This is a genomic window from Halosegnis marinus (genome assembly GCF_029338355.1).
GTDB classification, from domain to species: domain Archaea; phylum Halobacteriota; class Halobacteria; order Halobacteriales; family Haloarculaceae; genus Halosegnis; species Halosegnis marinus.
Map to the genome: position 1 here is coordinate 698425 of NZ_CP119802.1, position 25536 is coordinate 723960.

Annotated in this window: 26 protein-coding genes; 10 read left to right on the top strand and 16 right to left on the bottom strand. The window is 74.7% G+C overall.

The window, feature by feature from the left end:
- The first annotated feature begins 114 nt into the window (after positions 1-114).
- Positions 115-738 (top strand): DUF7125 family protein, encoded by a 624-nt coding sequence (locus tag P2T37_RS04055; protein WP_276235492.1) that lies wholly within the window; start codon positions 115-117, stop codon positions 736-738.
- Between the two features lies 1 nt (position 739).
- Here the strand turns inward: P2T37_RS04055 and P2T37_RS04060 are convergent, their stop codons facing one another.
- From P2T37_RS04060 to P2T37_RS04075, 4 genes are read right to left on the bottom strand one after another with little or no spacing between them, the layout of a single operon-like run.
- Positions 740-1291 (bottom strand): DUF7519 family protein, encoded by a 552-nt coding sequence (locus P2T37_RS04060; RefSeq protein ID WP_276235493.1) that lies wholly within the window; start codon positions 1289-1291, stop codon positions 740-742.
- Positions 1288-2574: a DUF58 domain-containing protein gene (locus P2T37_RS04065; RefSeq protein ID WP_276235494.1), complete on the bottom strand. Its 1287-nt coding sequence runs from the start codon at positions 2572-2574 to the stop codon at positions 1288-1290. Before P2T37_RS04065 ends, P2T37_RS04060 begins: the two co-directional genes overlap by 4 nt.
- A complete protein-coding gene (locus tag P2T37_RS04070) occupies positions 2571-3143 on the bottom strand; it encodes a DUF7269 family protein (protein WP_276235495.1) in 573 nt (190 codons plus the stop codon). Before P2T37_RS04070 ends, P2T37_RS04065 begins: the two co-directional genes overlap by 4 nt.
- Positions 3140-4051, bottom strand: coding sequence for a DUF4129 domain-containing protein (locus P2T37_RS04075; RefSeq protein ID WP_276235496.1), 912 nt, complete (start codon positions 4049-4051; stop codon positions 3140-3142). The genes P2T37_RS04070 and P2T37_RS04075 overlap by 4 nt, the downstream gene beginning before the upstream one ends.
- 117 nt (positions 4052-4168) lie before the next feature.
- Between P2T37_RS04075 and P2T37_RS04080 the strand changes: the two genes are divergently transcribed.
- Positions 4169-4654, top strand: a complete 486-nt coding sequence (locus P2T37_RS04080) for a type IV pilin N-terminal domain-containing protein (protein ID WP_276235497.1) — start codon at positions 4169-4171, stop codon at positions 4652-4654.
- A gap of 7 nt (positions 4655-4661) precedes the next feature.
- On the opposite strand, the gene P2T37_RS04085 is transcribed toward P2T37_RS04080, so the two are convergent.
- Positions 4662-5279, bottom strand: coding sequence for a VOC family protein (locus tag P2T37_RS04085; RefSeq protein WP_276235498.1), 618 nt, complete (start codon positions 5277-5279; stop codon positions 4662-4664).
- 106 nt (positions 5280-5385) lie between these two features.
- On the opposite strand from P2T37_RS04085, the gene P2T37_RS04090 reads away from it, so the two are divergent.
- Both P2T37_RS04090 and P2T37_RS04095 read left to right on the top strand, forming a co-directional pair.
- Positions 5386-6591: an iron-containing alcohol dehydrogenase family protein gene (locus tag P2T37_RS04090; protein ID WP_276235499.1), complete on the top strand. Its 1206-nt coding sequence runs from the start codon at positions 5386-5388 to the stop codon at positions 6589-6591.
- Between the two features lie 40 nt (positions 6592-6631).
- Positions 6632-7507: a hypothetical protein gene (locus P2T37_RS04095; RefSeq protein ID WP_276235500.1), complete on the top strand. Its 876-nt coding sequence runs from the start codon at positions 6632-6634 to the stop codon at positions 7505-7507.
- Here P2T37_RS04095 and P2T37_RS04100 read toward each other — a convergent pair.
- The 3 genes from P2T37_RS04100 to P2T37_RS04110 all read right to left on the bottom strand — a co-directional run bounded on the left by P2T37_RS04100 (position 7504) and on the right by P2T37_RS04110 (position 10927).
- A complete protein-coding gene (locus P2T37_RS04100) occupies positions 7504-8400 on the bottom strand; it encodes a diacylglycerol/lipid kinase family protein (protein ID WP_276235501.1) in 897 nt (298 codons plus the stop codon). The genes P2T37_RS04095 and P2T37_RS04100 overlap by 4 nt on opposite strands.
- A 42-nt stretch (positions 8401-8442) precedes the next feature.
- The gene (locus P2T37_RS04105; RefSeq protein ID WP_276235503.1) at positions 8443-9084 is read right to left on the bottom strand and encodes a GNAT family N-acetyltransferase; all 642 of its coding nucleotides are present in this window, start codon (positions 9082-9084) and stop codon (positions 8443-8445) included.
- A 64-nt stretch (positions 9085-9148) separates the two neighbouring features.
- On the bottom strand, positions 9149-10927 hold the full coding sequence (locus P2T37_RS04110) for a sensor histidine kinase (RefSeq protein WP_276235504.1): 1779 nt from the start codon (positions 10925-10927) through the stop codon (positions 9149-9151).
- A 109-nt stretch (positions 10928-11036) separates the two neighbouring features.
- Here P2T37_RS04110 and P2T37_RS04115 point away from each other — a divergent pair, with 109 nt between their 5' ends.
- From P2T37_RS04115 to P2T37_RS04130, 4 genes are all read left to right on the top strand, one after another.
- Positions 11037-11339: a putative quinol monooxygenase gene (locus P2T37_RS04115; protein ID WP_276235505.1), complete on the top strand. Its 303-nt coding sequence runs from the start codon at positions 11037-11039 to the stop codon at positions 11337-11339.
- Between the two features lie 42 nt (positions 11340-11381).
- Positions 11382-11741 carry a hypothetical protein gene (locus P2T37_RS04120; RefSeq protein ID WP_276235506.1) on the top strand — a complete coding sequence of 120 codons (360 nt, stop codon included), beginning with the start codon at positions 11382-11384 and terminating at the stop codon, positions 11739-11741.
- A gap of 38 nt (positions 11742-11779) precedes the next feature.
- The gene (locus tag P2T37_RS04125; RefSeq protein ID WP_276235507.1) at positions 11780-11977 is read left to right on the top strand and encodes a DUF8149 family protein; all 198 of its coding nucleotides are present in this window, start codon (positions 11780-11782) and stop codon (positions 11975-11977) included.
- A gap of 91 nt (positions 11978-12068) precedes the next feature.
- The gene (locus P2T37_RS04130) at positions 12069-14351 is read left to right on the top strand and encodes a hybrid sensor histidine kinase/response regulator (RefSeq protein WP_276235508.1); all 2283 of its coding nucleotides are present in this window, start codon (positions 12069-12071) and stop codon (positions 14349-14351) included.
- A 218-nt stretch (positions 14352-14569) separates the two neighbouring features.
- Here P2T37_RS04130 and P2T37_RS04135 read toward each other — a convergent pair whose 3' ends face one another.
- Positions 14570-17851 carry a tetratricopeptide repeat protein gene (locus tag P2T37_RS04135; RefSeq protein ID WP_276235509.1) on the bottom strand — a complete coding sequence of 1094 codons (3282 nt, stop codon included), beginning with the start codon at positions 17849-17851 and terminating at the stop codon, positions 14570-14572.
- Between the two features lie 99 nt (positions 17852-17950).
- Here P2T37_RS04135 and P2T37_RS04140 point away from each other — a divergent pair, with 99 nt between their 5' ends.
- On the top strand, positions 17951-19114 hold the full coding sequence (locus P2T37_RS04140; RefSeq protein ID WP_276235510.1) for a M24 family metallopeptidase: 1164 nt from the start codon (positions 17951-17953) through the stop codon (positions 19112-19114).
- Here P2T37_RS04140 and P2T37_RS04145 read toward each other — a convergent pair.
- From P2T37_RS04145 to P2T37_RS04175, 7 genes are all read right to left on the bottom strand, one after another.
- Positions 19111-20697 carry a spermidine synthase gene (locus P2T37_RS04145; RefSeq protein WP_276235511.1) on the bottom strand — a complete coding sequence of 529 codons (1587 nt, stop codon included), beginning with the start codon at positions 20695-20697 and terminating at the stop codon, positions 19111-19113. The genes P2T37_RS04140 and P2T37_RS04145 overlap by 4 nt on opposite strands.
- A 51-nt stretch (positions 20698-20748) precedes the next feature.
- Positions 20749-20946, bottom strand: a complete 198-nt coding sequence (locus tag P2T37_RS04150; protein ID WP_382211809.1) for a helix-turn-helix transcriptional regulator — start codon at positions 20944-20946, stop codon at positions 20749-20751.
- Complete coding sequence (locus tag P2T37_RS04155; RefSeq protein ID WP_276235512.1) at positions 20943-21362, bottom strand: DUF2178 domain-containing protein; 420 nt, start codon at positions 21360-21362, stop codon at positions 20943-20945. Before P2T37_RS04155 ends, P2T37_RS04150 begins: the two co-directional genes overlap by 4 nt.
- Before the next feature lie 107 nt (positions 21363-21469).
- On the bottom strand, positions 21470-21922 hold the full coding sequence (locus P2T37_RS04160) for a pyridoxamine 5'-phosphate oxidase family protein (protein WP_276235513.1): 453 nt from the start codon (positions 21920-21922) through the stop codon (positions 21470-21472).
- A 39-nt stretch (positions 21923-21961) separates the two neighbouring features.
- Positions 21962-22576: a hypothetical protein gene (locus P2T37_RS04165; RefSeq protein WP_276235514.1), complete on the bottom strand. Its 615-nt coding sequence runs from the start codon at positions 22574-22576 to the stop codon at positions 21962-21964.
- Between the two features lie 52 nt (positions 22577-22628).
- On the bottom strand, positions 22629-22847 hold the full coding sequence (locus tag P2T37_RS04170; RefSeq protein WP_276235515.1) for a hypothetical protein: 219 nt from the start codon (positions 22845-22847) through the stop codon (positions 22629-22631).
- A 239-nt stretch (positions 22848-23086) separates the two neighbouring features.
- Positions 23087-23959, bottom strand: coding sequence for a 3-hydroxyacyl-CoA dehydrogenase family protein (locus P2T37_RS04175; RefSeq protein WP_276235516.1), 873 nt, complete (start codon positions 23957-23959; stop codon positions 23087-23089).
- Between the two features lie 99 nt (positions 23960-24058).
- Here P2T37_RS04175 and P2T37_RS04180 point away from each other — a divergent pair, with 99 nt between their 5' ends.
- A complete protein-coding gene (locus P2T37_RS04180; protein ID WP_276235517.1) occupies positions 24059-25531 on the top strand; it encodes a CoA-acylating methylmalonate-semialdehyde dehydrogenase in 1473 nt (490 codons plus the stop codon).
- Positions 25532-25536 lie beyond the last annotated feature (5 nt).

Sequence of the window (25536 nt, forward strand, 5' to 3'; positions counted from 1 at the left end):
CTGCGCGCTCGTACGGTTCGTTACGCTGCATTGTCACACGGGACACGAGAATCGCCGAAAAAGGTGCAGGGGAGGGTGCCGGTTTTATACGCGAGACGGACGCACGTCTCCGTCGTGACCCGTTTCACGACCGGCACCGGCCCCCTCGACCGCGAACTCGACGGGGGGTTCGAACCGGGGGCGCTCGTCGCCTACGTCGCCGGGCCGGCCGTGCAAGCGGAGACGCTGTTGTACCAGCTCGCCGCACAGCGTCCCACGACGTACGTGACGACCGTCACCCCCGAGCGGAAGGTCCGCGAGGCGGTCGACGGAATCGCGGGAGTGGGCGGGGCCGACGGCCTCGACACCGTCGCCGTCGCGCCCGACGCCTCGGTCGCGTCGTTCGCGGAGCGGCTCGACGTGCGCGAGGACTCGTACGTGCTCGTGGACGCGGTCGACCTGTTCGAGCGGAGCGACCCCGCCGACTACCACGCCTTCCTCGGGGAGTTCGCCGACCGGCTCGACGAGCGGGGGGCCGTCGGCGTCCTCCACGCCGTCGAGGGCGCCGACGTGTCCGCGACCCGCGACTGGACGCTCCGGGCGGCCGACGTCGTCGTCCGGCTCGCGGTGGCCTTCGAGGGCATCGAGCCGGAGACGCTCCTTCGGGTCCAGCGGACCCGCGGCGCTGACCCGCCCGAGGAGGCGCTGAAGGTGAAGCTCGGCGCCGAGGTGGAGATAGACACCTCCTGGGACATGTGACTCACCGGAGCGCGGCCGCGACGAGGAACGCGCCGACGAGCAGCAGCGTCACCGCCGCCGTCGAGGGCGCGCCCGCGGAGAACCGATAGACGGCGTAGGCCGCCCCGGTCGCGAGCGCGAGCACGCCGACGCTCGTCGCCGCCCGCGCCGCCACCAGCCGCCCCGTCCGGGCGCCCAGGCCGAGCTGTTCGGCGACGGACAGCCCTGTCTCCCCCGTGTCGTAGGCGACGAGCGCAGCGGCCGTCGCGACGAGCAGGGGCTCGACCGACGCGCCCGCGGCCCCCGCCACGAGCACCCCGACGACCAGCGCGCCGACGCCCGCGTCGAGCAGCGTCCCGGAGCGGCGCGACAGCGCGACGGCGACGAGGACCGCGCCGAGGAAGCCGACGGCCGCGGCGACGGGGACGACGGCGAGCGCCGCGGCCGCGACCAGCGCCGCCGAGAGCGTCGCCGCGCGGGCGAGGTCCGGGACGCCGGCCTCGAACCCCGCCGGCTCGGTCTCGGTGTCGCCCGAGCGCGGCCCGGCGCGGGCGCCCGAGGCGTCGTCGCTCACGCCGACCACCGCCGGCGCGCCTTCGCGACGGCCGTCGCCAGCGGCTCGTCGCCCCAGTCAACGGCCCGGATGCCCGCCCGCCGGAGCCGCGAGAGCCGGAGGCGTCGCTCGACCCGGGCGAGCTGCTGGCCGGCCGTCGCGTCGCCCGTCGGGTCCGGACTGACGACGGTGACCGGGTGGCCGTAGGCGTCGAGCCGCCGGGCCACCTCGGCCACGTAGTCGTCGGCGAGCGGCGAGAGGAGCACGACCTGCGAGCCGCCGGGAAGCCGGCGCCTGAGCGTCCGGAGCGCGAGCCACGCGAAGAACGGCTCCTCGCTCGGCGCGACCGAGAACGCCGGGTCGGTCCCGAGCAGGCGCGCGGCGCGGGCGCGGTGCTCCGCGCCGCCGCCGGGCGCGAGCCACGCGTCGACCGGGCCGAACGACGCCAGCCCCACGCGGTCGCCCGCGGCGAGCAGCGAGGCGAACAGTTCCCCGGCCGCGGTCGCCGAGCGGGCGGCCCCGTCCGGGCCGCCCGGCGCGTCCGTGCTCGCGGCGACGTGCGCCTCCTCGCGGGTATCGACGACGAGGACGACGGAGGCCGCGCGCTCCTGTCGGAACCGCACGGTGGCGAACTCGCCGGTGCGGGCCGCGCGCCGCCAGTCCACCCGCGAGAGCGGGTCGCCGGGCCGGTAGTCGCGCACGGAGTGGAACTCGATGCCCGCCCCGCCGGTGTCGGTCGTGAGCCGGCCCGTGTAGGGGGTGGCCTGCTCGCGGAGCGGGACGACCGTCGAGGCGGAGAGCCGGGGGCGCGCGACCACGGGCTCGGCGTCGGCGTCGAGCGCGAGTTCCCGCTCGTGGGCGCCCGTGTAGCCGCGCGCGAGCACCGTCACGGGGTCGAACGCGTGGCTGCCGCGCGTCGGCACGGCGACGTAGGTGAGGGCGGCGCTCGCGCCCGGCCGCAGGGCGGTGCCGAGCCGCGGCGACCCCTCGACCACCTGCATCCCGTCGGGGACGCCGTCCACGACCCGGAGGTCGGGGAGCGTCGCGTCGCCGTCGTTCGTGAGCGTGAGCGTCACCGTCACCTCGTCGCCGGGCGCGACGCGCGTCGCGGAGACCTCGCGCTCGACGGCGAGCGACGGTTCCGGCGGCGTCGCGAAGCGCGCGGCGGCCCCGACGACGACGGCCGGCACCCCGACCACGAGCAGCGGCGGGTGGGTCACGAGCAGCGCGGTGCCGACCGCGAGCAGCGCGACGGCCGTGACCCCCGTCCACCGGCCCGTCTCGCGGTCGGCGACGACGCTCACGCGTCCTCACCCGACCGGTCCTCGCTCGGCGTGCGCGCGTCCAGCGCGGCCACGGCCCGACGCGCCCGGCGGACGAAGGGCGGCGTGGACTCGAACAGGTCCCGCAGACGACCCTCCGCGGCCGCGTCCGACCCCGTCTCCGCGAAGAAGGCCGCCGCCTCGGGGTCGTCGGTCCACGAGCCGTCGGCGAGCAGGTCGCGGGCGGCCGCCTCGGAGTACCCCTCGGTGGCGAACACCGCGAGCGCGACGGCCTCCAGCCGCTCCGCCACCCGTTCCTGTCGGCGGTCGTCGGCCCGCGAGCGGTAGGGAACCACGTCGCCGAGCAGGTCATCGAAGTCGGTGCCCGGCGTCGGCGTCTCCGGGTAGCGTTCCCGCTCCGCGGGGACGGCGTACTCGCGGTCGTCGCCGAGGCGGTCGCGGACGGCGAGCGCGCCGGCGACGAACGCGCCGGCCGCGAGCAGCAGCGGGACGGCGTCGGCCGCGGGCACCCACGCCGTGAGTCCGGGCGCGGCGACGCCGGCCAGCCCGAGCAGGACGACGGCGACGCCGGCGACGAGCGCTCGTCTCATTCCTCGTCCTCCGCGGCGTAGACGGCCTCGACCTCGCGCAGGGCGGCGACGGCCCGTTCGGCGCGCTCTTCCGTCACTTCGTAGTCGCCGTAGCGCGTCTCCTCGAACAGGTCGGTGAGCGCGGCCACGTCCTCGCGGTCCATCCCGGCCTCGACGGCCGCGTCGGCGAAGTCCCCGGGCGTGCTCGTCGCGGGCGAGGCCACGTCGAGGTGGTCGGTCATGGTGCGCCACGCGCGGTACACCTCGTTCTCGACGGCGGTTCCCTCAGCGATGCGGTCGGCGGCCTCGCCCGCGGTTCGGCCGACGGCGGCGACGTCGGGGTCGGTGTCCTCCGGGGCCGGGTCGCTCCCGACGCTCGGGAGGTCGTCGCGGCCGAGGTACGCGAAGGCGAGGCCCGCCCCGACGAGACACGCGAGCAGGACGGCCGACAGCGCGAACGACGGGTCCACGGGCGTCGAGGTCGTCTCGCCGGCGAGTATCGACCCGCCGCCGCCCCCGGCGCTCGTGGTGTTGTTCAGCGTCGAGTTCGTCTCCCCGCCGCGCCCGAGCGTCGCGGAGAAGCTGAAGAGGAGGAACAGCGCGACGAGCAGCGCCCCCGCGAAGGTGGCGGCGAGGCCGGCCAGCCCCATCGCCCGCCAGTACGAGTAGAGGCCGTACGCTCCGAGCAGCACGAACAGCACGAGCAGGGCGAGCGCCTCCAGCGGGCCGATGTCGGGGAGCAACGGGGTGCCCGCGCCGTCGCCGAGCGCGTAGCCGCCGCCCGTCGAGCCGAAGCCGAACCCGTCGCCCGTGCCGGTGCCGAGGTCGCCCCCGTCGTTGCCGAGCACGTCGAGGGAGGCGGCCGCCGTCGGGAGCGCGACGACGACGAGCGCCGCGAGGAGGGCGGCCGCGGCGTGGCGTCGATTCACGTGCGGGGCTGTGGAGCCCCGCGGTTTAGGGGTTGCGACGCGGTCGCCGGCGGCCGCGAGCGGCCGGGCGTCCCCCGAAGGGAAGCGATATACGGGCCGGTGCGAACGTGGCGACAGATGGCGACGAACGGGGAGCGGGGCGCGGCCCCCGCGACGGCGGTGGTGTACACGGTGGCGATAACCCTCATCGTGGGGTCGATAGCGGGCGCGTACGTGTTCGGCCTCGGTCCCGACAGCGCGCGGGCCGCCCCGGCCGTCTCCTACGACGCGAGCCACGGCGGCTCGGAGCTCGCGGTGGTCCACGACGGCGGCGCGACGCTGGACGGCGAGCGCACCCTGCGGCTGGAGGTGTGGGTACTCGACGAGGAGTCCGACGCCCGCGCCGAGTTCGTCTGGCTCGACGCCACCGGGCCGGCGCTGGCCGAGTTCCCGCTCGCGCACACGGACACGCTGACCCTGTACGAGAACGAGGCCGACGGCGGGAGCGACTACGAACTCCCGGCCGGCTTCGACCTGTCGCGGGGCGACACCGTCCGCGTGGTGTGGTACCCGCGCGGCGAGAACAGCTCCCACGTCGTCGGCGAGGACACGCTCGTCCGCTGAGCCGCCGTCAGAAGTCGCGGCCCGTCGCGGCCTCGGGGAGCTCGTTCGCGACCACCTCGATGCCGAGTTCCTCCATCGCGGCCTCCAGGTGTTCGGAGTCGATGTACTCGTCGCCGGCGGCGACGCGAGCGGCCTGCGCGTGCGCGAGGATTTCGCCGCGGCGGTCGTCGGGTATCTCGTACTTGTCGGCCGCGAGTTCGATGACCAGCCCGTTGTGGTCCTGCGTGTACAGCGAGTGGAACGCGCCGCGGTCGAACTCGCTCACGCGGTGGCCCGCCTCCAGCAGGCGGTCGCGGATGTCGGGGAGTTCGTCGGCCTCGACGCGGAAGGCGAGGTGGTGGACCGCGCCGATACCGGGGTCCTGCTCCTCGGCGGAGTCGCGCGACTCGTCCACGAAGAAGGTGACCATGCGGCCGTCGCCGGCGTCGAAGAACAGGTGTTCGACCGCCTCGCGGTCGAGGTTCGGCTGGCGGATGACGAGCGGGAGCCCGAGCACGTCGCGGTAGAACGCGACCGTGTCGTCGGCGTTCGACCCGACGAGCGTGACGTGGTCCCAGCCGGCCGAGTGCATGAGGCTGTCCGGTCGCTCCGCGGTGACGGGGTGGTCCGAGGCGGGTTCAGACATACCCGTCCGTAGGGACGCGCGGGGCATATACGCTCGGCAACGGGCGCGTCAGCCGGTGACGCGGGGGTCACCACACGGTTTTGCCCCCGGCCGCGGAAGGCGGCGTATGGACGTTCCGACACCGTTCCGCTTCGAGTACGCCCCGGGCGTCGTCCGCTTCGGCGCCGGGAGCGTCGCGTCGCTCGGCGAGGAGCTTGCCGACCGGGGAATCGACCGCGCGCTCGTCTGTTGTGGCGAGAGCGTCGGCGCGACCCCCGAGGTGCGCGACCCCGTCGAGTCGGGGCTGGGCGAGCGCCACGCCGCGACGTTCGCGGGCACGAGTTCGCGCAAGGCGCTCGTCGAGGCCGACGAGGCGCGCGCCGCGTACCGCGAGACGGACGCCGACGCCTTCCTCGCGCTTGGCGGGGGGTCGGCGCTCGACGTGGCCAAGGCCGCGGCCGTGCTGACGGCGAGCGGCCAGCCGGTCGCCGAGGCCGCGGCCGACGTGGCGGAGACGGGCACGCTCGCGATACCGGACGGCGACCTCCCGCCCGTCGTCGCGGTGCCGACGACGCTCGCCGGCGCGGACCTCTCGCAGGTGGCCGGCCTGACCGCGACGCCCGAGTCGGGCGGCGTCGAGGAGGCGGTCGGGGGCGGCATCTCCGACGAGCGGCTGATGCCCGCCGCCGCGTTCTACGACCCGGACCTGTTCGCGCACACGCCCGCCGGCGTGCTCGCCGCGTCGGCGATGAACGGCTTCGACAAGGCCGTCGAGACGCTGTACGCGCGCAACGCGACGGCCGTCTCGGACGCGACGGCGATACACGCCCTGCGGCTGTGTCGGAGCGCGTTGCCCGAACTCGGCGGCGGGACCGACGACCCCGAAGTCCTCCGCGACGCGGTGGCGGGCATCATGCTCGCCCAGTACGGCGTCTCCCGGCCGGACGGCTCCACGCTCTCGCTCATCCACGCGTTCGGCCACGGCCTGACCGCCGTGAGCGACGTACAACAGGGCGCGGCCCACGGGGCCGTCGCCCCCCACGCGCTCCGCTACCTGTTCGACAACGCCGACGGTCGCCGCGACCTGCTCGCGGAGGGGTTCGGCGTCGAGGCCGACGACCCGGAGGCCGTGGCGGACGGCGTCGTCGCGGCCGTCGAGGCGGTGCGGGACGGCCTCGGCCTGCCGTCGCGGCTGCGCGACACGCCGGTCCCCGAGTCGGGGCTCGACCGCGCCGCGGCGGTGACCGAGGGCGACGCGTTCATGGAGCAGGCCCCGGCGGACCTCGACTACACGGAGGCGGGCCTGCGGGGCGTCCTCGACGCGGCGTGGTGAAGGCCCGAACCGTCATGTCCTCGCGCGCGGAACGGGAACCGTGGACGAGGAGGAGATAGCGTCGGTCGCGGCGGACCTCCGGGACGCCGTCGTCGTCACGGGGACCGGCCCGGTCGGGAACGCGGCGGCGGCGCGGGTCCGCGAGCGGGACGCCCTCGAACCGACGGCGGCGACGGTGCCCGACAGCGCGCGCGCCGTCCTCGCGGCAGTCGACCCCGCGGACCCCTCGCCGGCCGTCGCGCTCGCGGAGCGGTGCGACCCGGAGACGCTCGTGGTGTTCGTCGCCGCGGTGCCCGAGCGGCCGGAAGCGGGCGCGCGCACGGCGCTCGCGACCCTCCACGAGGCGGCCGACACGGTCGTGCTCGTGCCCGACCGCGGCGACGCGGCCGCGGCGACGGCGACGGGGCTGGACACGCTCGTCCGCCTCGTCGGGGGCTCGGACTCGGTGAACGTGGACCTCGCGGACGTGGAGACGACCGTGGCGGCCGGCGGCTTCGCGGCGGTCGGGACGGCGACGGACGCCGACGCGACGGCCGCCGCGCTCGACGCGCTCGACGCCTGCGGCCCGGTGTCGCTGGCCCGCGCGACGGGCGCGCTGGTCCATCTCGACGGCGGTTCGGGGCTAACCGTCGCGGACGCGGGCGAGGCCGTCGCCGCGGTGCGCGACGCGCTCGCCGGGGGGAGCCACGTCATCTGGGGCGCGGCGACCGACGGCGACGACGACGCGACGACGGTCCGGGTCGTCCTCGCCGGGGTCGTTCCCGTCCGGCCCCCGCCCGAGGCGGGCGACGACTGTCCGCGGTGCGGCGCGACGCTCGTCGCCTACCGGATGGGCGACCGCGAGACGGTGGCCTGTGACGGCTGCGGCTTCGCCGACGTGGCGGCGGCGCTCGGCGGCGAACTGGGCCGCGACTAGGGGTGCGGCTCGTAGTCCGGGCCGACCCGCAAGGAGAGTTCCTTCTCGGCGTTCCGGACGGAGAGCGTCTCGTGGGTGGCGAGTTCGCCGTCGCGCGAGAACGTGATGGGTTCGGGCCCGGAGATGGTGAGTTCGCTCGCCCGGAGGTGGGTGACGCCGGGCGTCTCCCGGCCGAGCACGCGGTGGCCGATGGCCTCCGCGACGAGGTTGCCCGCGGGCATCCGGTCGACGACGGCCACGTCGAACAGGCCGTCCTCCATGTCCGCCTGCCCGCCCTCCTCGATGAACTTCCGGGCGTTGCCGACGAGGACGCAGGTCGCCTCGCCGTGCCACCGCTCCGTGCCGTCCGCGACGGTCGCGTCGAGGTCGACCTCGATGCCGTCGAAGCCGACGGCCTGCTGGACGCCCGTGATGACGAACGCGAGCGTGCCGAACCGCTCCTTCATCTCCGAGGAGGCGGCGAGGCTGGCGTCGGCCGGGAAGCCCGCGATGACGGAGACGGCGAAGGGGTCGCCGTCGGCGTAGCCCACGTCGACGTCGCGGACGGGGCCGCTGTCGGCCAGCTCGATGCCGTGGTCGATGTCGCGGATACCGACCTCCCGCGCGAGGATGTTGGCCGTCCCGCAGGGGACGACCCCGAGGGTGACCTCGCCGAGGTGGCCGGCGTCGGCGAGGCCCCGGAGGACGGCGTTGACGGTGCCGTCGCCGCCACAGACGGCGAGCTCGGAGACGCCGCGCTCGCCGGCCTCGCGCCCGAGCCTGCGGGCGTCGCCGGCCGCCTCGGTGGCGTCGACGGCGAAGCCGCGCGCCTCCAGCATCCGGGTCACGTAATCGGCGTGGTCCCCGGTGCCGCTGACGGGGTTGAGGACCGCGCGGCGCGAGCCGATCTGCATGCCCGGGCCAACGACACGGCCCGGCTTAAGGCGTCGGGGTTCTCAGTCGTCCGCCGGGACGGCCTGGCCCGTCCGCTCGTCGCGGCCGTCGGTGAACCACCCGTACATCTCGACGGTGCAGTCGCAGTCGGCGTCGTGTCCGCACTCGGGGCACGCCCAGTCGGGCGGGAAGTAGTCCTCGAACCGCGCCATGACGAACTCCGAGTAGGCGGCCGCGAGCTTCCGGTTCGCGGGGTTGTCGCGGAGCCACACCATCGTCGCGGCGGGCGGCTCCGCGATGACGCGGCTCGCCACCTCCGTCGAGACGCGCGACCCGATGCCGCGCCCCTGCTGGTCCGGCCGCACGGCGATGACCTTCACGAACGAGACGGGGAAGTCGTCGTCGCGAAGCGGCGTCTCCGCGAGCACGCGCCGGACGGGGACGGAGATTATCGCGTCGAAGTCGTCGCGGTCGTACCGGCCCAGCAGCGAGAAGGCCAGCACCTCCCGGTCGGTGCGGTCGAGGTCGGCCGGGTCGGTCACCTCGACGAGTTCCTGCTCGACGCCGTCGACGTCGACGTAGACGAGGAGCGTGCGGTCGTCGCGGCGCACGTACTCCTCGAACTCCGCGCGGTCGGTGATGTAGGCGGGGCTGACGGTCGAGCTGCTCAGTTCGGCCAACTGCGAGTGGACGCTGTCTGCCATGCGTCCGACGGGAGGGGCCGCATTTATTTGAATAAATACGAATTAAGATTTTCTAGAGAAGTCGTTAAACACCGTTGTCGTCGTCCGGTTTCCGTGTCGGGCCGCCGCTCGGCGGGTCGGCCCCCTCCACGAGGGTCACCTCGTCCGCCGGCCTGACCGTGGCCCCGCTCACGACGACCCGGAGGCCGTCGCGGTAGTCGGGGTCGACCGCGACGGACCAGCCGTGGCTGGCGGCGAGCACCTGCGCGACGGCCAGCCCCAGCCCCGTGCCCGGGTACTTCGTCGTGTAGCCGTACGAGAGGAACACCTCGGCGTCCTCCGGGTCGATGGGGGTGCCGTCGTCGGCGAAGGCGAACCCGTCGTCGGTGACGGAGAGGCGCACCTCCCCGGGGCCGTCGGTGCGGTCGCGGGCCGCCCGGACGAGCGTGTGGAGCAGCATCTCGAACTGGTCGGGGTTCGCGCGCACCGCGCCGTCGCCCTCGACGGCGAGCGAGAGGCGGTCGGCGCCCTCCACGTCCCCGAGCGCGCGCTCGGCGGCCGTACCGACGGCGACGAACGCGCGGGCGCTCGCCGCCTTGCTCGCGTGAGTCACCCGCAGCAGGTCGTTGATTATCTCCTCCATCCGCTCGCTGTTGGAGTGTATCTTCGCCAGGCAGTTCGCCGCGAGCCGCGGGTCGAACGCCTCCCCCTCGGCGTCGAGGTGCGTCTCCAGCACGTCGGCGTAGCCGCCGATGACGCCGAGCGGGTTCCGGAGGTTGTGCGCCGCGGAGTAGGCGATCTCGTCGAGCTGCTCGTTCTGCCGGCGGAGCTGTCGGGTGGCGGCGGTGAGGTCGGACACGTCCCGGAGCACGAGCGAGCGGCCCCGCACCCGCGAGCCGACCTCGACGGGCGAGACGGTGACGGAGTAGTGGCCGGCGTCGGGGTCGTCGCCGAGGTGGACCGTCTGCGCGTCGGTGTCGTCGAGGTCGATACCCGCCGCGAGGTCGGGACACGCCGCCGTCAGCGCCGCCCCCACCTCGACGGGCCCGAACAGCTCGTCGTAGGCGTCGTTCGTGTCGAGCAGCCGGCCCTCCGGGTCCACCACGGCGACGGGGTCTCTGAGGGTGCGGAACACCGAGCGGCGCGCGACGGCGACGACGCCGAACAGGTCGTAGCGGACGGCGACCGCCCCCCCGATGGCCGCGAACGCCGCGCCGAGCGGCGTCACGGTCGGGGGGTGTCGGACGAGCATCGGGACCGTGTACGGCAGGAGGTTCGCCCCGATGAGGAGCGCGAACCCCGTCAGCAGCGCGCCGACCGCGGGCCGGGCCGGCGGCGTCGACCACAGCAGGCGGACGAGGTAGTAGAGGCCGACGAGCGCCACCCCGTACCCCGTGAGCGTGATGGCGTAGTGGCCCGGCCCGCGGCCGACCGCGTAGACGACGACGCCCTGTCGCACCACGGGGTCGAGCGAGGGCCACACCAGCCCGTGGAGCCCGTTCGTGACGGGGAGCAGGACGGCGACGGCGAGGAAGCCGCCGAACAGGAGCCTGACCGGGCGCGCCGCGAGCGGGTCGTAGCCGGCGTACCGCGCGGCGAACAGGAGCCACAGCGTCGCCGAGGCCGCCCCGAGGACGAGTTCGACGGACAGCAGCGCGCGGGTGACGACGGGGTCGACCACGAGCACGCGCGCGACGGAGTTCACCGCCCACAGGCCGACGGCGACGAACAGCCCCGCGAGTTCGCGTTCCCCGGGGCTGTCGGGGCGTCGGCCGAGCAGGCCGGCGACGGCGAGACAGGCGACCGCCGAGGCTGCGAACGCGGCCACGTACGGGAGTCTCGCCGCCTCGATACCCGGGAGCATGGAACTGACGTTGTGCGCGCCCCCGCTTAAATTCGACCCTCGTTACGAGAACAAAACACGCGACGGCGGAGGGGCGACTTTTTGTCGGGACCGGCCCATCCACCGGTACATGATCGTCCAGCACGCGACGATACCGATAGACCCCGAGAGCCGCGACGCCGCCGTCGAGGCGCTGACCGAACTCGGCGAGGCCTCCCGCGCCGAGGAGGGCGTGGTCGAGTACCGCGTCACGACCGACATCGACGACGAGAACACCGTCCGCATCGTCGAGCAGTACGAGGACGACGCGGCCGTGGACGCCCACATGACGAGCGACCACTTCGAGGCGTTCCAGGAGGAACTGCCGGCGTTCGTCGGCGGCGACGTCGAACTCGTCCGGTTCGACGTGGCCGAGACGACGCAGTTGATGTAGGCCGGCCGAACCCGTTTTTCCGCCCGCGCCCCTGTACCGTGTGTGGACACGCTCGACCTGCCGACCGGCGAGACGGTGACGACCGAGGACGTCTTCCACTACGAGGGGTACCCCTACCGGTTCCGGCCGAGCGACGACCCGGAGACGGCGTTCGTCCTCGTCCCGCTCTACTGGGGCGGGTCGGGGATGGACGTGCGCGTCCCCTCGCGGGAGGCCTTCGGGGCGGAGTGGAGCGACCGCTCGCGGGGCGTCCTCTCCGACGACGAGTGGCGCGCGTGGCTCGCCGACGCCCGCGAGGACGACCGCTACGGCGACGAGGAACTCGACGCCGTGGCGCGGGAACTCGGCGTCGCGGCCGATTCGGGCCTGCTCGCCCGCCTCCGGCGCGCGCTGGGCGGCTGAACCGCGACGCTCTTGTCGCCGGCCGCCGACCGGCCGGTATGAGCGACGACACGCCGACCGTGCCGGTCGTCTGCGAGGAGTGTGCGACGACGACGCGCGTCCCCCTCGACGAGGTGGGCGACGCGCTCGACCGGCACAACGACCGCCGCCACGACGGCGAGGCGGTCGCCGAGGTGGAGCCGACCGTCCGCGAGCGAATCGCCGACCTCGCGGCCGCGGACCTCGGGCTGGAGTAGGAACCGCGAGAAACGGGCGACTGCGGCGCCGTACTGTCGCTCGACCGACGGTATCCAGCGGGCTTTTGTTGCAGTGTCCCGACCCGGGGACATGGACGGCACCGCCCCCGACGAGGGCTACTTCTCGACGGCGGCGCCGAGCGGGGACCGCATCGCGGTGCTCCACGTGGACGACGAGGCGGGGGTCACGGAGACGGCCGCCGCCTTCCTCGCCCGTGAGGACGACCGCCTCGACGTGACGACGGCCGCCTCCCCGGCGGACGCGCTGGACGCGCTCGACGGTATCGACTGCGTGGTCTCCGACTACGATATGCCCGGCATGGACGGGCTGGAGCTCCTCGAACGGGTCCGCGAGCGCCGGCCGGAGCTCCCGTTCGTCCTGTTCACGGGAAAGGGGTCCGAGGAGATAGCCAGCGAGGCCATCTCCGCGGGCGTGAGCGACTACCTCCGCAAGGGCGCCGCGGCCGAGCGGTACGAGCTGCTGGCGAACCGCATCGTCAACGCCGTCGAGCAGTACCGCGCCCGGGAGGCGGCGTCGCTGACCGAGCGCCGGCTGCGCGAACTCACGGAGCGGACCGACGACGTGCTGTGGACGTTCACCGCCGACTGGTCGCGGCTGCTGTTCGTCAACGACGCCTACGAGTCGGTGTACGGCGGCGACATCGCGGCGCTGTCCGAGGACGCCTCGGCCTTCCTCGACACGATACACCCGGACGACCGCGAGACGGTGGTGGCGGCGATGGAGCGCATCGCCGGCGGGGAGGCGATGGAGCTGGAGTACCGCGTCGATCCCCGTTCCGGGTACGACCGCTGGGTGTGGGTGCAGGGCGAGCCCGTCCGCGAGGACGGCGAGGTGGTCCGGGTCGTCGGGTACAGCCGCGAGGTGACCGACCGGAAACACCGGAAGGACGCCGTCGAGGCGCTCCACGCCGCCACGCGCGAGCTGATGACCGCGGAGTCGCGCGACGAGATCGCCTCGCTGACGGTCGAGACGGTCGAGGAGGTGCTCGGGCTTCCCTACGCGGTCTGTCGGTTCCACGACGAGGAGGCCGACGCGCTCCGGGCGGCGGCGTTCACCGAGGGCGTGACCGAGCTGTCCGGCGAGCCGCCGACGTACCGCGCGGGCGACAGCCTCACCTGGCGGGCGTTCGAGGCGGGCGAGTCGCGGTTCTACGACGACGTGGCGGCCGAGCCCGACCGGTACAGTGAGGAGCCGGTCGTGCGTTCGGAGCTCATCTGCCCGCTCGGGGAGTTCGGCGTGCTCACCGTCGGCTCGCCGGAGCCGGGCGCGTTCGACAGCATCGACGGCTCGCTGTTGCGCGTGCTGGCGGCCAACGCCGAGGCCGCGCTCCGGCGGGCCGACCGCGAGGCCGAGGTGCGCGCGGAGCGGCGCTTCTTCGACCAGGCGATGGCGGCGCTGGACGACGTGTTCTACGTGCTCGACACCGACGGCCGGCTCCGCCGGTGGAACCGCAACACCGTCGAGGTCACCGGGTACGACCCCGACGAGCTGGACGGGATGGACGCGTTCGACCTGTTCCCGGACGACCAGCGCGAGCGCGTGGCCGAGACCATCGAGCGCGTGCTGACCGAGGGGAGCGCGACGCTGGACGCCGAACTGCTGGACGCCGACGGCGAGCGGCACCCCTACGAGTTCACGGGGTCGCGGCTCACCGACCCGGACGGCGAACTGTTCGGCGTCGTCGGCATCGGCCGGGACGTGAGCGAGCGCCGCGAGCGCGAGCGGGCGCTCGAACGGCAGAACGACCGGCTGGAGCGGTTCGCGGACATCGTGAGCCACGACCTCCGGAGCCCGCTCGCGGTGGCGCGCGGCCGGCTCGAACTCGGCCGGGAGACGGGCGACGACGAGCACCTCGCGGCGGTGGGGCGCGCCCACGACCGGATGGAGTCGCTCGTGGACGACCTGCTCGAACTCGCCCGCGAGGGCGACCGCGCGATGGAGCCGGAGCCGGTGGCGCTCGCCGACGTGGTCGAGGCGTGCTGGCGCAACGTCGAGACGGACGGGGCGGCCCTCCGCGTCGGGACGGAGGCGACGATACGCGCCGATCCGGGACGGCTCCGACAGCTACTGGAGAACCTCCTTCGCAACGCCGTCGAACACGGCGACCACGGCGTGACCGTCACCGTCGGCGACCTCCCCGACGGCTTCTACCTGGCGGACGACGGCCCCGGTATCCCCGAGGCCGAGCGCGACCGGGTGTTCGAGACCGGTCACACGACCGCCGACGACGGGACGGGGCTGGGGCTCGCCATCGTGCGCGAGACAGCCGAGGCCCACGGCTGGCGGCTGACCGTGACCGAGAGCGACGGCGGCGGCGCTCGGTTCGAGTTCCGTGGCGTCGAAGCCGAATAGCGGCCCGACCGACGCGTCACCGTCCCCCGACGGCGACTTCCCCCGTTCGTCGGCCGTCCGGCGCGGCGCACCCCACCCGTGGTATAGTCGTCGCGGTCCGGGCAGGGCCGCGGACGACTCGGTGTCAGAGGCAGCGACGTATCCGTCGCCGCACGGGGTTCTTCGACCGGGTACGGATTACGTCACCGTCCGACCGGGGGTGTCACTCGGTGAGGGGGTCACCCGTCCGCGAGCCGTTCGGCGAGCGCGGCGGCCGTCGCGGCGCGGTCGTCGAGCCCCGCGTCGGCGGCGAGCGTGGCCGCCCGGTCGGACCACTCGCGGGCCGTCGCCGGGTCGGCACACGCCTCCGCGAGCGCGAGCGCGGCGTCGATCGCGCGGTCGACCGCGCCCAGCGCCTCGTACCGCTCGAACGCCTCGGCGTAGCGTTCGCGGGCGGCCGACTCGTCCCCCCGGGCCGCGGCCACGTCCCCGAGGCGGAGCGCGACGACCGCCCGTGCCCGTTCCGTGTCGTTGTGCGCCAGCCGCTCGCGGTGGTGTCGCTCGGCGGCGGCGTACTCCCCGCGTGCGAGCGCGACCCGGCCCAGCCCCCCGAGCGCGGCCCCGCGGACGACGGCCGCGTCAGCCGGCTCGGCGGCGTCGAGCGACTCGCGGAAGCGCGCCTCGGCGGTGTCGTGGTCGCCGCGCTCGACGGCGAGGTCCCCGAGGTTCACGAGCGCGACGGCGACCCCCCGGCGGTTGTTCGCCTGCCGGTGGAGTTCCAGCGCGCGCCGGTAGTACGACTCCGCGCCCTCGTGGTCGCCGCGGTCGGTCGCCACGGTGCCGAGCCCGTTGAGCGTCGCGGCCTCCTCGGCGCGGTTCCGGGGCCGCTGCTGTCGGTCGACGGCGAGCGACTCGCGCAACAGTTCCTCGGCGGCCGCGTACTCGCCGCGCTTCCGGCGGAGCCGGCCGAGGTAGTACAGGGTCGCGGAGCGTTCCGGCGTCGGCCCGAGTTCGGCGCCCCGCTCCGCGGCCGCCCGGAGGTGGCGCTCGGCGGCGTCGTAGTCGTCGGCGTGGAGCTCCACCATCCCGAGCGTGTTGAGCACCGTCACCTCCGTGCGGCGGTCCCCGTCGCGCGCGGCGTCGAGCGCCGCGCGGAGGTGCTCGCGGGCGGCGTCCTGGTCCCCGCGGTCGTCGGCGACGTCCGCCAGCCGTCGGCGCGCCCTGACGACCGCGCGGGCCGCCGTCGCCGCGCTCACGTCCGCCGAGGCGACGACGTCGAGCAGGCCCTCGGCCTCCGCCGTCACCCGGTCGTGGTCGCCGGCCGCGTACCACCCCTGGAGGCGGTCGCCCCGGACTTCGAGCCGCGCCGTGTCGGAGGCGGCGTCGGGGAGGACGACGCCGGAGCGGGCGGTCGTCCCGAACAGCGGCGCGACCGAGGCGTGGCGGGTCAGCAGGTCGAAGACGGCCTCGACGACGGCGTCGGGGTCGCGCGCGAGGCGGTCGAGCCCGTCGGCGTCGCGCCCGAGCCACGAGGCGACGCGCTCGCGGCGACCCCCGTCGTCCGCGGCGGCGAACAGCGCCGACAGCGCGCGCTCGAAGGCGGCGACCGCGGTCCGCTCGTCGCGGTCGAGCGCCGCGTCGAGGAAGCGGACGGCCCACAGCGGGTGCGGGGTGCGGAAGGCGTCGCCCTCGCCGGGGAACAACAGCACGCCCGAGAGCGACTCGACCGCGGCAGCGACCCGGCGGTGCGTCCCGTCCCCCTCCCCGGCGGCGACGGCGTGGAGAGCGTCGGGCGTGACGGGGAGGTCCGCGGCCGCGAGCGTCGCCGCGAGCAGGCCGACGGCGAGCGGGAGGGTGTCGTCGTCCGGGCCGTCGGGCGCGACGCGGTCGAGGGCGGCCCGGGCGTCGGCGTCGAGCCCGGTCGGCTCCCCGGCGTCGGCCCACGGCTCCGGCGCCGTGTAGGCCGCGAGCAGGTGGCCGAGCAGGTGGCAGTCGCCGGGGCCGTCGCCCTCGCGCAGGTGCTCGAACAGGTCGTCGCCGGTCACGGGGACGGTCCGGCCGGTGGCGGCCTCGAAGGCGGCGACGGCGTCGCGACACTCCGCGAGCGAGAGCGGCCCGAGTTCGACCGCGTCGGGGCCGCGGAGGCGGTCGGCGGCCGCGGCGTCGGCGGTCGCGGGCGGCCACCCGTCGGCCGGCGCCGCCGCGAGGACGCTCGTCGTGGGGTCGTCGCGCACCCGTGCGAGCAGGTCGGCGAGTCGCCCCGCCGTCCCCTCGTCGCCGGCGTCCTCGACGACGACGAGCGCGTGGCCGTCCGCCCCGGCGAGCGCCCGGACGAGCGGCTCGACCCGGTCGAACGACGCGTCCGCGGGGGTCGCGCGGTGGAACACCGGCCCCTCCTCGCGGGCCCACCGCGCCGCGACCTGCCGGCAGAGGGTGCGCTTGCCCGTCCCGGGCGCCCCGAGGAGGACGCGGTTCGCGCCCGACGCGAGCGCGTCGTGGATGGTCTCCGGCAGGAGGTCGCCCCCGTCGGTCGCGTCGAGCGGGACGTCCGGGGCGCGGGCGCGACGCGCGAACGGGTAGCCCCGGGCGGCGTCCGCGACGGTGAAGCCGACGCGCCACGCCGTCGCCGGGTCGGTCGGCGCGCGGTCGGCGAGCGTCGCGGAGTCGAGCCGGTCGAAGCCGAGGTCGGCGGGGGAGGCGTCGCCGCGGCGCTCGCGGCGCCCGAGCGGCGTCGCGTCGAGGCCGTCGGAGAGCGCCGCGAGCTCGGCGGTAACGTCCGTCGCGTCCTCGCGGGCCGCGTCGAGCGTCTCCCGCGCCCACGCGACGACCGACCCCCCCTCGGCCGCGAGCAGGGCGGCCGTCCCGGCGGGCCGGAGGGTCACGCGCGTTTCGGCCCCCTCGGCGAGCGCGAGGGTGTAACCCCGGTCGTCGGCGACCCGGCCTATCGTCGTCCCCTCGGCGGCGGCGAGGTCGGCCGCCAGCCGCGGGAACTCCGTCCGCAGTCGGGCGAGCACCGCGTCGGTACACAGCAGGTCGACGGCCGTGCCGGCCTCGCGGACGCGGGCGTGGACGAGTCTGAGATGCCGCGAGTCGTCGAGCGCGGGGAGATACGCGACGTAGCGGTCGGCGCCGCGGAGGGGGGCGAGCAGGTCGCCGACGGCGTCGGCGGGCGCGTCGAACTCGCGGACCTCGCCCTCGCGGAGCGCGCCCGCGGGCAGGTCGCAGTCGCGGGGGAGCGCGGCGAGGAAGCCGGCCGCGTCGAGCACGGCCGTCCCGTCGGCGACGTACTCGCGGTAGCGCTCGGCCGCGAGCAGGCCGGCGAGCGTCGTGCGGAACCCCTCGTCGGTGCGCTCGACGAGGCCGGCGTCCATGAGCCGGCGCATCGCGCGGTCGACGGTCGAGCGGGAGTCGCCGACCGCCTCGACGACCGCGGGCTTGTGGCGCGGTCCGTCCGCGAGCGCGTCGAGATACGCGACCCGTTTCGCCACCAGCGCGAGCCGGTCGTCGGTCGCGTCGGACATGGGTTCGCTTGCGTGACAGCCCGTATGAACGTTCGGGCGCGAACACCGCTTGCCGGCGTCGGCCCACGGACTGATTTACCCCCGCCGCGAGGGGGAGGTATGACCGACCTCGCGGGCGGCTACGGCGCGCTCGACCTGCTGTGCGGCGAGACGGACGCCGACGCGTTCGTCCACGTCGCCGACCGGGGCGACCCGACACAGCTGTTTCTCACCCGCTTTCACGGCCCCGACCGGCCGTACGCCTTCGTGTACGAACTCGACGGCGGGCCGACCGACGACCGCGAGGGGACCGCCACGCTGTGTGCGCCGGCGCTGTTCGACGAGCAGGCGGCCCGCGAGTTCGCCGGCGACCGCGTCCTCGCCCTCGGCCCCGACAGCGCCCGCACGCCGGAGGGGCGAGCCGCGGCCCTGCTGGACGACGGCGCGCGCGTCGCGGTGCTCGACACCGCCGGCGCGCGGACGCTGGCGCGCCTGGAGGACGGCGGCGTCGAGCCGATAACCGTCGACCCGGCGCCGGTCGAGCGGGCGCGCCGCCGCAAGACCGCGGGCGAGGTCGACCGCCTCCGTGCGGTCCAGCGGGCGACCCGCGCCGGGATGCGCCGGGCCGAGGCGGTGCTCGCCGCGAGCGCGGCCGACGGCGACACCCTCCGCTACGAGGGCGCGCCGCTGACGACCGAACGGCTCCGCCGGGAGGTGAACGCGACGCTCGCCCGGGAGGGCGTCTCCGACGCGGGCAACACCGTCATCGGGGCCGGCCCGACCTGCGCGGACCTCCACTTCGTCGGCGAGGACACGGTCCGCCCGGGCGAGACGGTGCTGCTCGACATCAGCCCGCGCGGCCCCGACGGCTACTACGGCGACTTCACGCGGACGTTCGTCCCCGGCGGCGCGGCCGGCTGGGAGCGGGACGTGTACGACGCCGTCGCGGACGCGCTGGAGGCCGCGCTCGGCGTGCTCGACCGCGGCGCGGGCGTCGAAGGGGCGGCCGTCTCCGCGGCCGTCGAGGAGGCGCTCGCGGCCGGCGGGTTCGGGGACGCGGCCGCGCCGCGGATGACCCACGGGCCGGGCCACGGCGTCGGCCTGGCGCTCCACGAGGCCCCGGGCTACGGGGGGACCCTGCGGGCCGGCGACGTGGTGACCATCGAGCCGGGGCTGTACGACCCGGCGCGCGGCGGGGTGCGGCTGGAGGACCTCGTCCTCGTCACCGAGGAGGGCATCGAGCGGTTCGGCGCGTACCGGCTCGACCCGAAACCGCGGGCCTAGGCCGTGGCCGTCGCGGTCGTCGTGTTCGTCGTGTTCGTGGCGTTCGTCCGCTGGACCACGTAGCGCTGGCCGACGAGCGGGTCGAGCAGGCTGTCGACGGGCGCGCGGTCGTCGCGCAGGACGGGCACGTCGTCGGTGGGCGGGGCCTCGGCCGTGTGGGAGTCGAGTTCCGCGGAGAGGTCGATGTTCGCCGCGCCGGCGGCGTTGCGCTCGCGCAGGGTTTCGAGCGGGACGCGCTCGTCGTTCGCCGTTGCGACGAGTTCGATGTTCTGGACGAACGCGCCGCCGACGGTCGGGTAGGTGTACACCTGCGGATAGACGGTGCGTACCGTCCGGTACTGCGCGCGGTAGAAGTCGGAGGCCGGCCCCGAGGGCGCGGCGATGACGTTCGCGAAGAGGATGCCGTCCGAGTCGAGGCGCTCGCGGGTGAGTTCCATGAACTGCCGCGTCGTCAGCTGGAACGGCACCTTGTCCTGCCGGTAGGCGTCCAGCACGATGAGGTCGTAGGTGCGGTCGGTGTCGCGGAGGAACTGCCGACCGTCGCCGACGTGGACGTTCAGGCGCGGGGAGTCCGGCACCCGGAAGTACTCGCGGGCGACCCGCACCACCTCGGGGTCGATCTCCACCACGTCGACGGTGACGTTCGGGTACTCGTCGAGGAAGCGCTTCGGGCCGGTGAAGCCGCCGCCGCCGACGAACAACACCCGGTCGATGTCGTCGGTGTAGAGGAAGGGGAGGTGGAAGTAGCGCGTGTAGGTGAACACGTGGCGGTCGGGGTCGGAGAGGTCCATCGCGGAGTGGCGCTGGCCGTCGAGGTAGAGGGTGCGCTCGTCGCCCGCGTCGACGACCTGGAGCTCCTGGTACGCCGTCTCCGTCTCGTAGACGACCCGGCCCTCGACGGTGATGCCGGCGGTGCCGGCGACGGGCGCGGCGACGAGCAGCAGGCCGACGAGCAGGGCCTTCCCCGCCTCGCCCCGTATCCGGACCGGGTACGCGAGCGCGACCGCCGTGGCGACGGAGAGCAGGCCGAAGACGAGCGCGATGAGGTCCGTGTCGAGCGAGGGGATGAGGAAGTAGGTCGTGGCGAACGCGCCGACGATGCTGCCGATGGTCCCGACGGCGTACACGTGCCCCGAGGCCGCGCCCGTCTCGCGCTTCTCGGAGAGCTGTGCCGCGTAGGGGCTGACGTAGCCGAGCAGGTACGTCGGCGGCCCGAAGAGGACGGCGACCGCCGGGAGCGAGGCCATCCGCGAGGGGAGCGGGAACGCGGTGGTCGAGCGGAGCAACAGGTCGCCCGCGACGACGAGGACGACGACGTAGGCGGCGGTGAGGGTGAACAGCCGCGAGAGCCGCCCGAGCGAGGCGCGCTCGGCCGCGGCCTTCCCCCCGCGCCAGTAGCCGTAGCTCAGGGCGGCGAGGAAGACCCCGATGATGGTCCCCCACGTGTAGATGCTGGAGCCGAACTGCGGGGCGATGAGCCGCCCGGCGAGTATCTCCAGCCCCATGCTGGCGACCCCGGAGACGAACACGGCCGTCTCGGGGCGCGTGGGGCGGTAGGCGGCGGCGCGGCGGAGGGAACTCATTACCGCGTCGAGGGACGCGGCGACCGTTAACCCACCGACGCCGGCCGGGGGTCAGGAGCCGTCGGGGTCGAAGGCGTCCTCGATGCGGCAGTCGAAGTGGTCGGCGAGCGCGAACGCGAGTTCGAGCGACGGGTCGTAGCGGTCCCGCTCGATGGCGTTGATGGTCTGGCGGGAGACGCCGACGGCCGCGGCGAGGTCCGCCTGGCTCATGCCGCGGGCGGCGCGGCGCTCGGGCAGGTCGTTGTTCACGTCCGGTACCACACGACCGCGAACGCGGCCGCGAACAGGACGTACACGGCGAGGAAGCCGTAGCCCATCCCCCACACGAACGCGGGCGCGGTCCAGACGTCGAGGACGTTCAGCGTGCGCAGCGCCGAGGCCCCGAGCACGAACAGCGGCGCGCCGGCGGTGAGCGCGAGGCGGCTGGCGCGCTCCTCCATCCGGGTGTCGCGCTCGTCGAGCAGCGGGACGGGGCTGACGACGTAGGCGGCTATCGCGCCGACGATGCCGAGCCAGTAGACGCCCTCGCCGGCCAGCGGGTAGCCGGCCCCGCGGAGCACGAGGCCGGCGACGACCCCCGCCATGAGGACGCCGAAGGCGAGGCGGCGGTAGGTGCGGCGTTTCGCGAGCGGTTCCGGGACGGACGAGGCGGCGTTCTCTGTCATGGTGGACCGAAAGCGGCCTTGATGGAAAGGTCGCTTTACAGTAAAGGGAACTTTACACACGGTAATAAACTTGGCGCTCGACACGGCCGACCCGACGGAGCGGGCCGTCAGCGCGGCTCCGGCGGCGTCGCGCGCAAGCCCGTCGCCTCCTCGATATCGAGTTCGAAGCCGACGACGGAGAGCCGGCGGGTGCCGATGCCCGCGAGGTCCGGCGACCACGCGTTGTCGCTGATGCGCGCGCCGATGTCGGCCCACGAGTCGACGCCGAGTTCGACGAGCGGGCCCCGCAACACGACGCTCGTCCAGTCGTCCGGGCCGGCCACGTCGTACACGGTGAGGCAGGCGCGGTCGGTCGCCTCCGCGAACGCGAGCTTCCGGCTCGATTCCCCGAAGGTGAAGAAGCCGAACAGCGCCCGCCCCGCCTCGTAGCCGAACGAGACGGGGACGGCGTACGCCTCCCCGTCGCGGGCCAGCGCCAACACGCCCGTCCCCTGTTCGAGCAGGAACTCGTCGATCGCGGCGTCGCTCATCGCCCCCTCGCGAGCGTCGTGGTCGTCCATGCGCCCGGCTACACGCGCCTCCCGCATGGGTGTGACGGGCTACTCGGTCCCGTCGGCGTCGTCGAAGAGGTCCGCGACGCTCCCGGCCGACTCGTCGGCCCCCTCCTCGGCGCTCGCGCGCGCCGGCTCCGTCTCCGACGCGGCGGTCGCGGCCCCCTCCTCGGGACGGTCACGGTTCCACGCGGACGCGCCGAGCGACCCGGCGGAACGGGGTTCGCGGTCGGCCGAGCCGCGGGCGCGGGCCGCGAGGTAGCCGCTCGCCGCGCCCACGACACCCGTCGCGAGGCTCACGAGCGCGAGCGGGGCCGCGAGGTCGGGGGCGGCGACGACCGGGTCGGTTCCGGCCGCGTCGGCGAGGCCGACGAGCACGCCGACGACGGGCGCGGCGAACAGGACCGCCCCGACGAGCGAGCCGAGCCCGACGGAGACGGCGGCGGTCGGGGGCCGCCCGCGGGCCGTCGCGCCCGCGACGCCGGCGAGCACGGGTGCGAGCAGGAACGGGGCCGCGGCGACGACGAGCGCGAGCGTCGGGTCGAGGGCCGCGTCCGACAGCGAGACGAGCGCCAGCGCCGCCCCCGCGGCGACGCCGCTCCCGACGAACAGGAACAGGGCCGCGACGGCGGCGGCCGCGCGGGCGACGGGACGGATACGCATCGTGCCCCCATCCACCCCCCGGGCGGTTAGCCGTTCCGGCCGTGCCGGCCGCTCACCCGCCGCGCGCGAGGGACGCGCGGAGGGCGCTCGCGTCGGGGCCGGCCGGGCCGCGCAGGTGGACGGCGAGCCCGTAGGCGTGACAGGCGAACAGCGCCAGCGTCGCGGCCGCGAGCGGTGCGTCCGCCGCGCCGTCGGCCAGCCACACCAGCCCGGCGAGCAGGCCGAACCAGCCCGCGAGGCCGGCCCACGCCGGGGGGACCGCGTCGGTCATCCCGGCGACTCCTCCCCGCGTCGGCGCGCGACGCGGCGCGACGGCTCCCCCTCGTCGTCCGCTTCCGGGCGGAACGGAACCGTGTCGGGGTCGGCGTCGTCGTTCGGTCGGTTCGGTGCGCGTTCGTTCGGCGTACGTTGGGAATAATGCCGCATTACGACTACGAATCTACATCGAATATGCATAAAGCTAATCGGAAATGAGAACTAAGGCCGCTAAACGTCCTAGAACGTTCGGTTCTACTCGTCGGCCGGCCGGACCGCCTCGCCGTCCTCCCAGACGTAGAAGCCCCGGCCGCTCTTCTTCCCGAGGTCGCCGGCCCGGACCTTCCGCCTGAGCGTCTGTGGCGGGCGGAACCGCTCGCCCAGTTCCTCGTGGAGGTACTCCGCGATGTCGAGGCGCACGTCGAGGCCGACGAGGTCCGTGAGTTCGAGCGGCCCCATCGGGTGGTTGTACCCCTCGCGCATCGCGGTGTCGATGTCGGCGGCGTCCGCGACGCCCGTCTCCACCATCCGGATGGCCTCCAGCCCGAGCGCGACGCCCAGCCGCGAGGAGGCGAACCCGGCGCTGTCGCGCACGACGACCGGCTCCTTGCCGACGCCCTCCACGAACTCGACGGCGAACGCCTCCGTCGTCCCGCTCGTGCGCTCGCCGACGACCACCTCGACGAGGTCCATGATGTGGGGCGGATTGAAGAAGTGGAGGCCGACGGCGCGCTCGGGGGCCTCCAGCGCGCTCGCCAGTTCGGTGACCGACAGCGAGGAGGTGTTGGTGGCGACCACGGCGTCGTCCGGCGCGGCGGCCTCGACGTCCGTGAACACCTCCTTCTTCAGGTCCATCCGCTCCGGGACGGCCTCGACGACGAGGTCGGCGTCCCCGACCGCGGCCGCGAGGTCCGTCTCGCCCGCGATCCGGTCGAGCGTCGCGTCGCGCTCCTCGGGCGTGACCTTCCCGCGCTCGACGCCGCCGGCGAGGTTCCCCTCGATGCCCTCGATGCCGGCGGCGACCCGCTCCTCGTCCACGTCGTTCAGGGTGGCGTCGTGGCCGGCCGCGGCGGCGACCTGCGCGATGCCGTGGCCCATGCTCCCCGCGCCGATGACGGTGACTCGCATACGCGGAGGGGTCGCGGGGACGGAATAAGCGCGTCGCTCCCGGCGTGCGTGGCATCCACTACCAGCCGATTTATGCGGGCACGGGGAGACGCGCGGGACATGGACCTCACGGGGCTGTCGGCCGACGGGACGGCGCGGAACTACGTCGCCGGGGAGTGGCGCGCGGCGAGCGGCGCGGAACACGACGTGACCGACCCGGCGACGGGCGAGCGGCTGGCGGGGGTCGGCTACGCCACCCCCGAGGACGTGGACGAGGCGGTCGGGGCGGCGCGGACGGCCTTCGAGTCGTGGCGCGAGACGCCCGTGGAGGAGCGCATCCAGCCGCTGTTCCGGCTGAAGTCCCTCCTCGAGGAGCACCAGGACGACATCGCGCGCGTCCTCGTCCGCGAGCACGGCAAGACGCTCGGGGAGGCGCGCGGCGAACTCCGGCGCGGCATCGAGAACGTCGAGACGGCCTGCGGCATCCCCTCGATGATGCAGGCGGGGTCGCTCCCGAACGCGGCGCCGGACATCGACGAAACCGCCGTGCGCCACCCGCTCGGCGTCTTCGCGGCGGTGACGCCGTTCAACTTCCCCGGGATGATTCCGCTGTGGTTCCTCCCCTACGCGGTGGCGACGGGCAACGCGTTCGTGTTGAAGCCCTCGGAGCGCGACCCGCTCACGGCGCAGTACCTGCTGGAACTCGCCGACGAGGCGGGCTTCCCGCCCGGCGTCGTGAGCCTCGTGAACGGCGGGCCGGACACGGTGTCGGCACTGGTCGAGCACGACGACGTGGAGGGGCTCTCCTTCGTCGGGAGTACGCCCGTCGCGCGCACCCTCTACGAGCAGGCGGCCGCCGCGGGTAAGCGCGTGCAGGCGCAGGGCGGCGCGAAGAACCACGTGATCGTCGCCGAGTCCGCGGACGTCGGGTTCGCGGCCGAACAGACCGTGAGTTCCGCGCTGGCCTGCTCGGGCGAGCGGTGTCTCGCCAACGACGTGGCGCTCGTCGCCGAGCCGGTGTACGAGGCGTTCCGCGAGGCGGCGCTCGACCGGGTCGAGTCGCAGGTGCTCGGGTCGGGGCTGGACGAGGGAACGACCATCGGCCCGCTAATCACCCCCGAGCACGAGGAACGCGTCCGCGGGATGGTGGCGACGGGCGTCGAGGAGGGCGCGGACCTGATCCACGACGGGCGCGACTGGGAGGTCGGGGAGTATCCGGACGGGAACTTCCTCGGCCCCTGCCTGTTCGAGAACGCCGAACCCGGCATGGCCATCGTGGACGAGGAGATATTCGGCCCGGTGCTGTCGCTGGTACGCGTCGCGGACGTGGCGGAGGGCATCGAGGTCATGAACGAGAGCCGGTTCGGCAACGCGGCGAGCCTCTTCACCGACAGCGGGCGCGACGCCCGGCGATTCAAGCAGGACGCCGAGGCCGGCAACCTCGCCGTCAACGCCGGGACGGCGGCGCCGATGGCCTTCTTCCACTTCGGCGGCGCGAAGGACTCCTTCTTCGGCGACCTCCACGCGCAGGGCGACGACGCCGTGCGCTTCTACACCGACGAGAAGGTCGCCATCGAGCGGTGGGATTACTGACAGCG

What these genes read in the sequence shown, in the direction of transcription:
- P2T37_RS04155 (WP_276235512.1), bottom strand. Translation starts at nt 21,362, where the DNA reads ATGACAGAGAACGCCGCCTCGTCCGTCCCGGAACCGCTCGCGAAACGC.
- P2T37_RS04165 (WP_276235514.1), bottom strand. Translation starts at nt 22,576, where the DNA reads ATGCGTATCCGTCCCGTCGCCCGCGCGGCCGCCGCCGTCGCGGCCCTG.
- P2T37_RS04070 (WP_276235495.1), bottom strand. Translation starts at nt 3,143, where the DNA reads ATGAGACGAGCGCTCGTCGCCGGCGTCGCCGTCGTCCTGCTCGGGCTG.
- P2T37_RS04125 (WP_276235507.1), top strand. Translation starts at nt 11,780, where the DNA reads ATGAGCGACGACACGCCGACCGTGCCGGTCGTCTGCGAGGAGTGTGCG.
- P2T37_RS04115 (WP_276235505.1), top strand. Translation starts at nt 11,037, where the DNA reads ATGATCGTCCAGCACGCGACGATACCGATAGACCCCGAGAGCCGCGAC.
- P2T37_RS04145 (WP_276235511.1), bottom strand. Translation starts at nt 20,697, where the DNA reads ATGAGTTCCCTCCGCCGCGCCGCCGCCTACCGCCCCACGCGCCCCGAG.
- P2T37_RS04175 (WP_276235516.1), bottom strand. Translation starts at nt 23,959, where the DNA reads ATGCGAGTCACCGTCATCGGCGCGGGGAGCATGGGCCACGGCATCGCG.
- P2T37_RS04100 (WP_276235501.1), bottom strand. Translation starts at nt 8,400, where the DNA reads ATGCAGATCGGCTCGCGCCGCGCGGTCCTCAACCCCGTCAGCGGCACC.
- P2T37_RS04180 (WP_276235517.1), top strand. Translation starts at nt 24,059, where the DNA reads ATGGACCTCACGGGGCTGTCGGCCGACGGGACGGCGCGGAACTACGTC.
- P2T37_RS04085 (WP_276235498.1), bottom strand. Translation starts at nt 5,279, where the DNA reads ATGTCTGAACCCGCCTCGGACCACCCCGTCACCGCGGAGCGACCGGAC.
- P2T37_RS04170 (WP_276235515.1), bottom strand. Translation starts at nt 22,847, where the DNA reads ATGACCGACGCGGTCCCCCCGGCGTGGGCCGGCCTCGCGGGCTGGTTC.
- P2T37_RS04135 (WP_276235509.1), bottom strand. Translation starts at nt 17,851, where the DNA reads ATGTCCGACGCGACCGACGACCGGCTCGCGCTGGTGGCGAAACGGGTC.
- P2T37_RS04080 (WP_276235497.1), top strand. Translation starts at nt 4,169, where the DNA reads ATGGCGACGAACGGGGAGCGGGGCGCGGCCCCCGCGACGGCGGTGGTG.
- P2T37_RS04130 (WP_276235508.1), top strand. Translation starts at nt 12,069, where the DNA reads ATGGACGGCACCGCCCCCGACGAGGGCTACTTCTCGACGGCGGCGCCG.
- P2T37_RS04140 (WP_276235510.1), top strand. Translation starts at nt 17,951, where the DNA reads ATGACCGACCTCGCGGGCGGCTACGGCGCGCTCGACCTGCTGTGCGGC.
- P2T37_RS04090 (WP_276235499.1), top strand. Translation starts at nt 5,386, where the DNA reads ATGGACGTTCCGACACCGTTCCGCTTCGAGTACGCCCCGGGCGTCGTC.
- P2T37_RS04105 (WP_276235503.1), bottom strand. Translation starts at nt 9,084, where the DNA reads ATGGCAGACAGCGTCCACTCGCAGTTGGCCGAACTGAGCAGCTCGACC.
- P2T37_RS04110 (WP_276235504.1), bottom strand. Translation starts at nt 10,927, where the DNA reads ATGCTCCCGGGTATCGAGGCGGCGAGACTCCCGTACGTGGCCGCGTTC.
- P2T37_RS04160 (WP_276235513.1), bottom strand. Translation starts at nt 21,922, where the DNA reads ATGGACGACCACGACGCTCGCGAGGGGGCGATGAGCGACGCCGCGATC.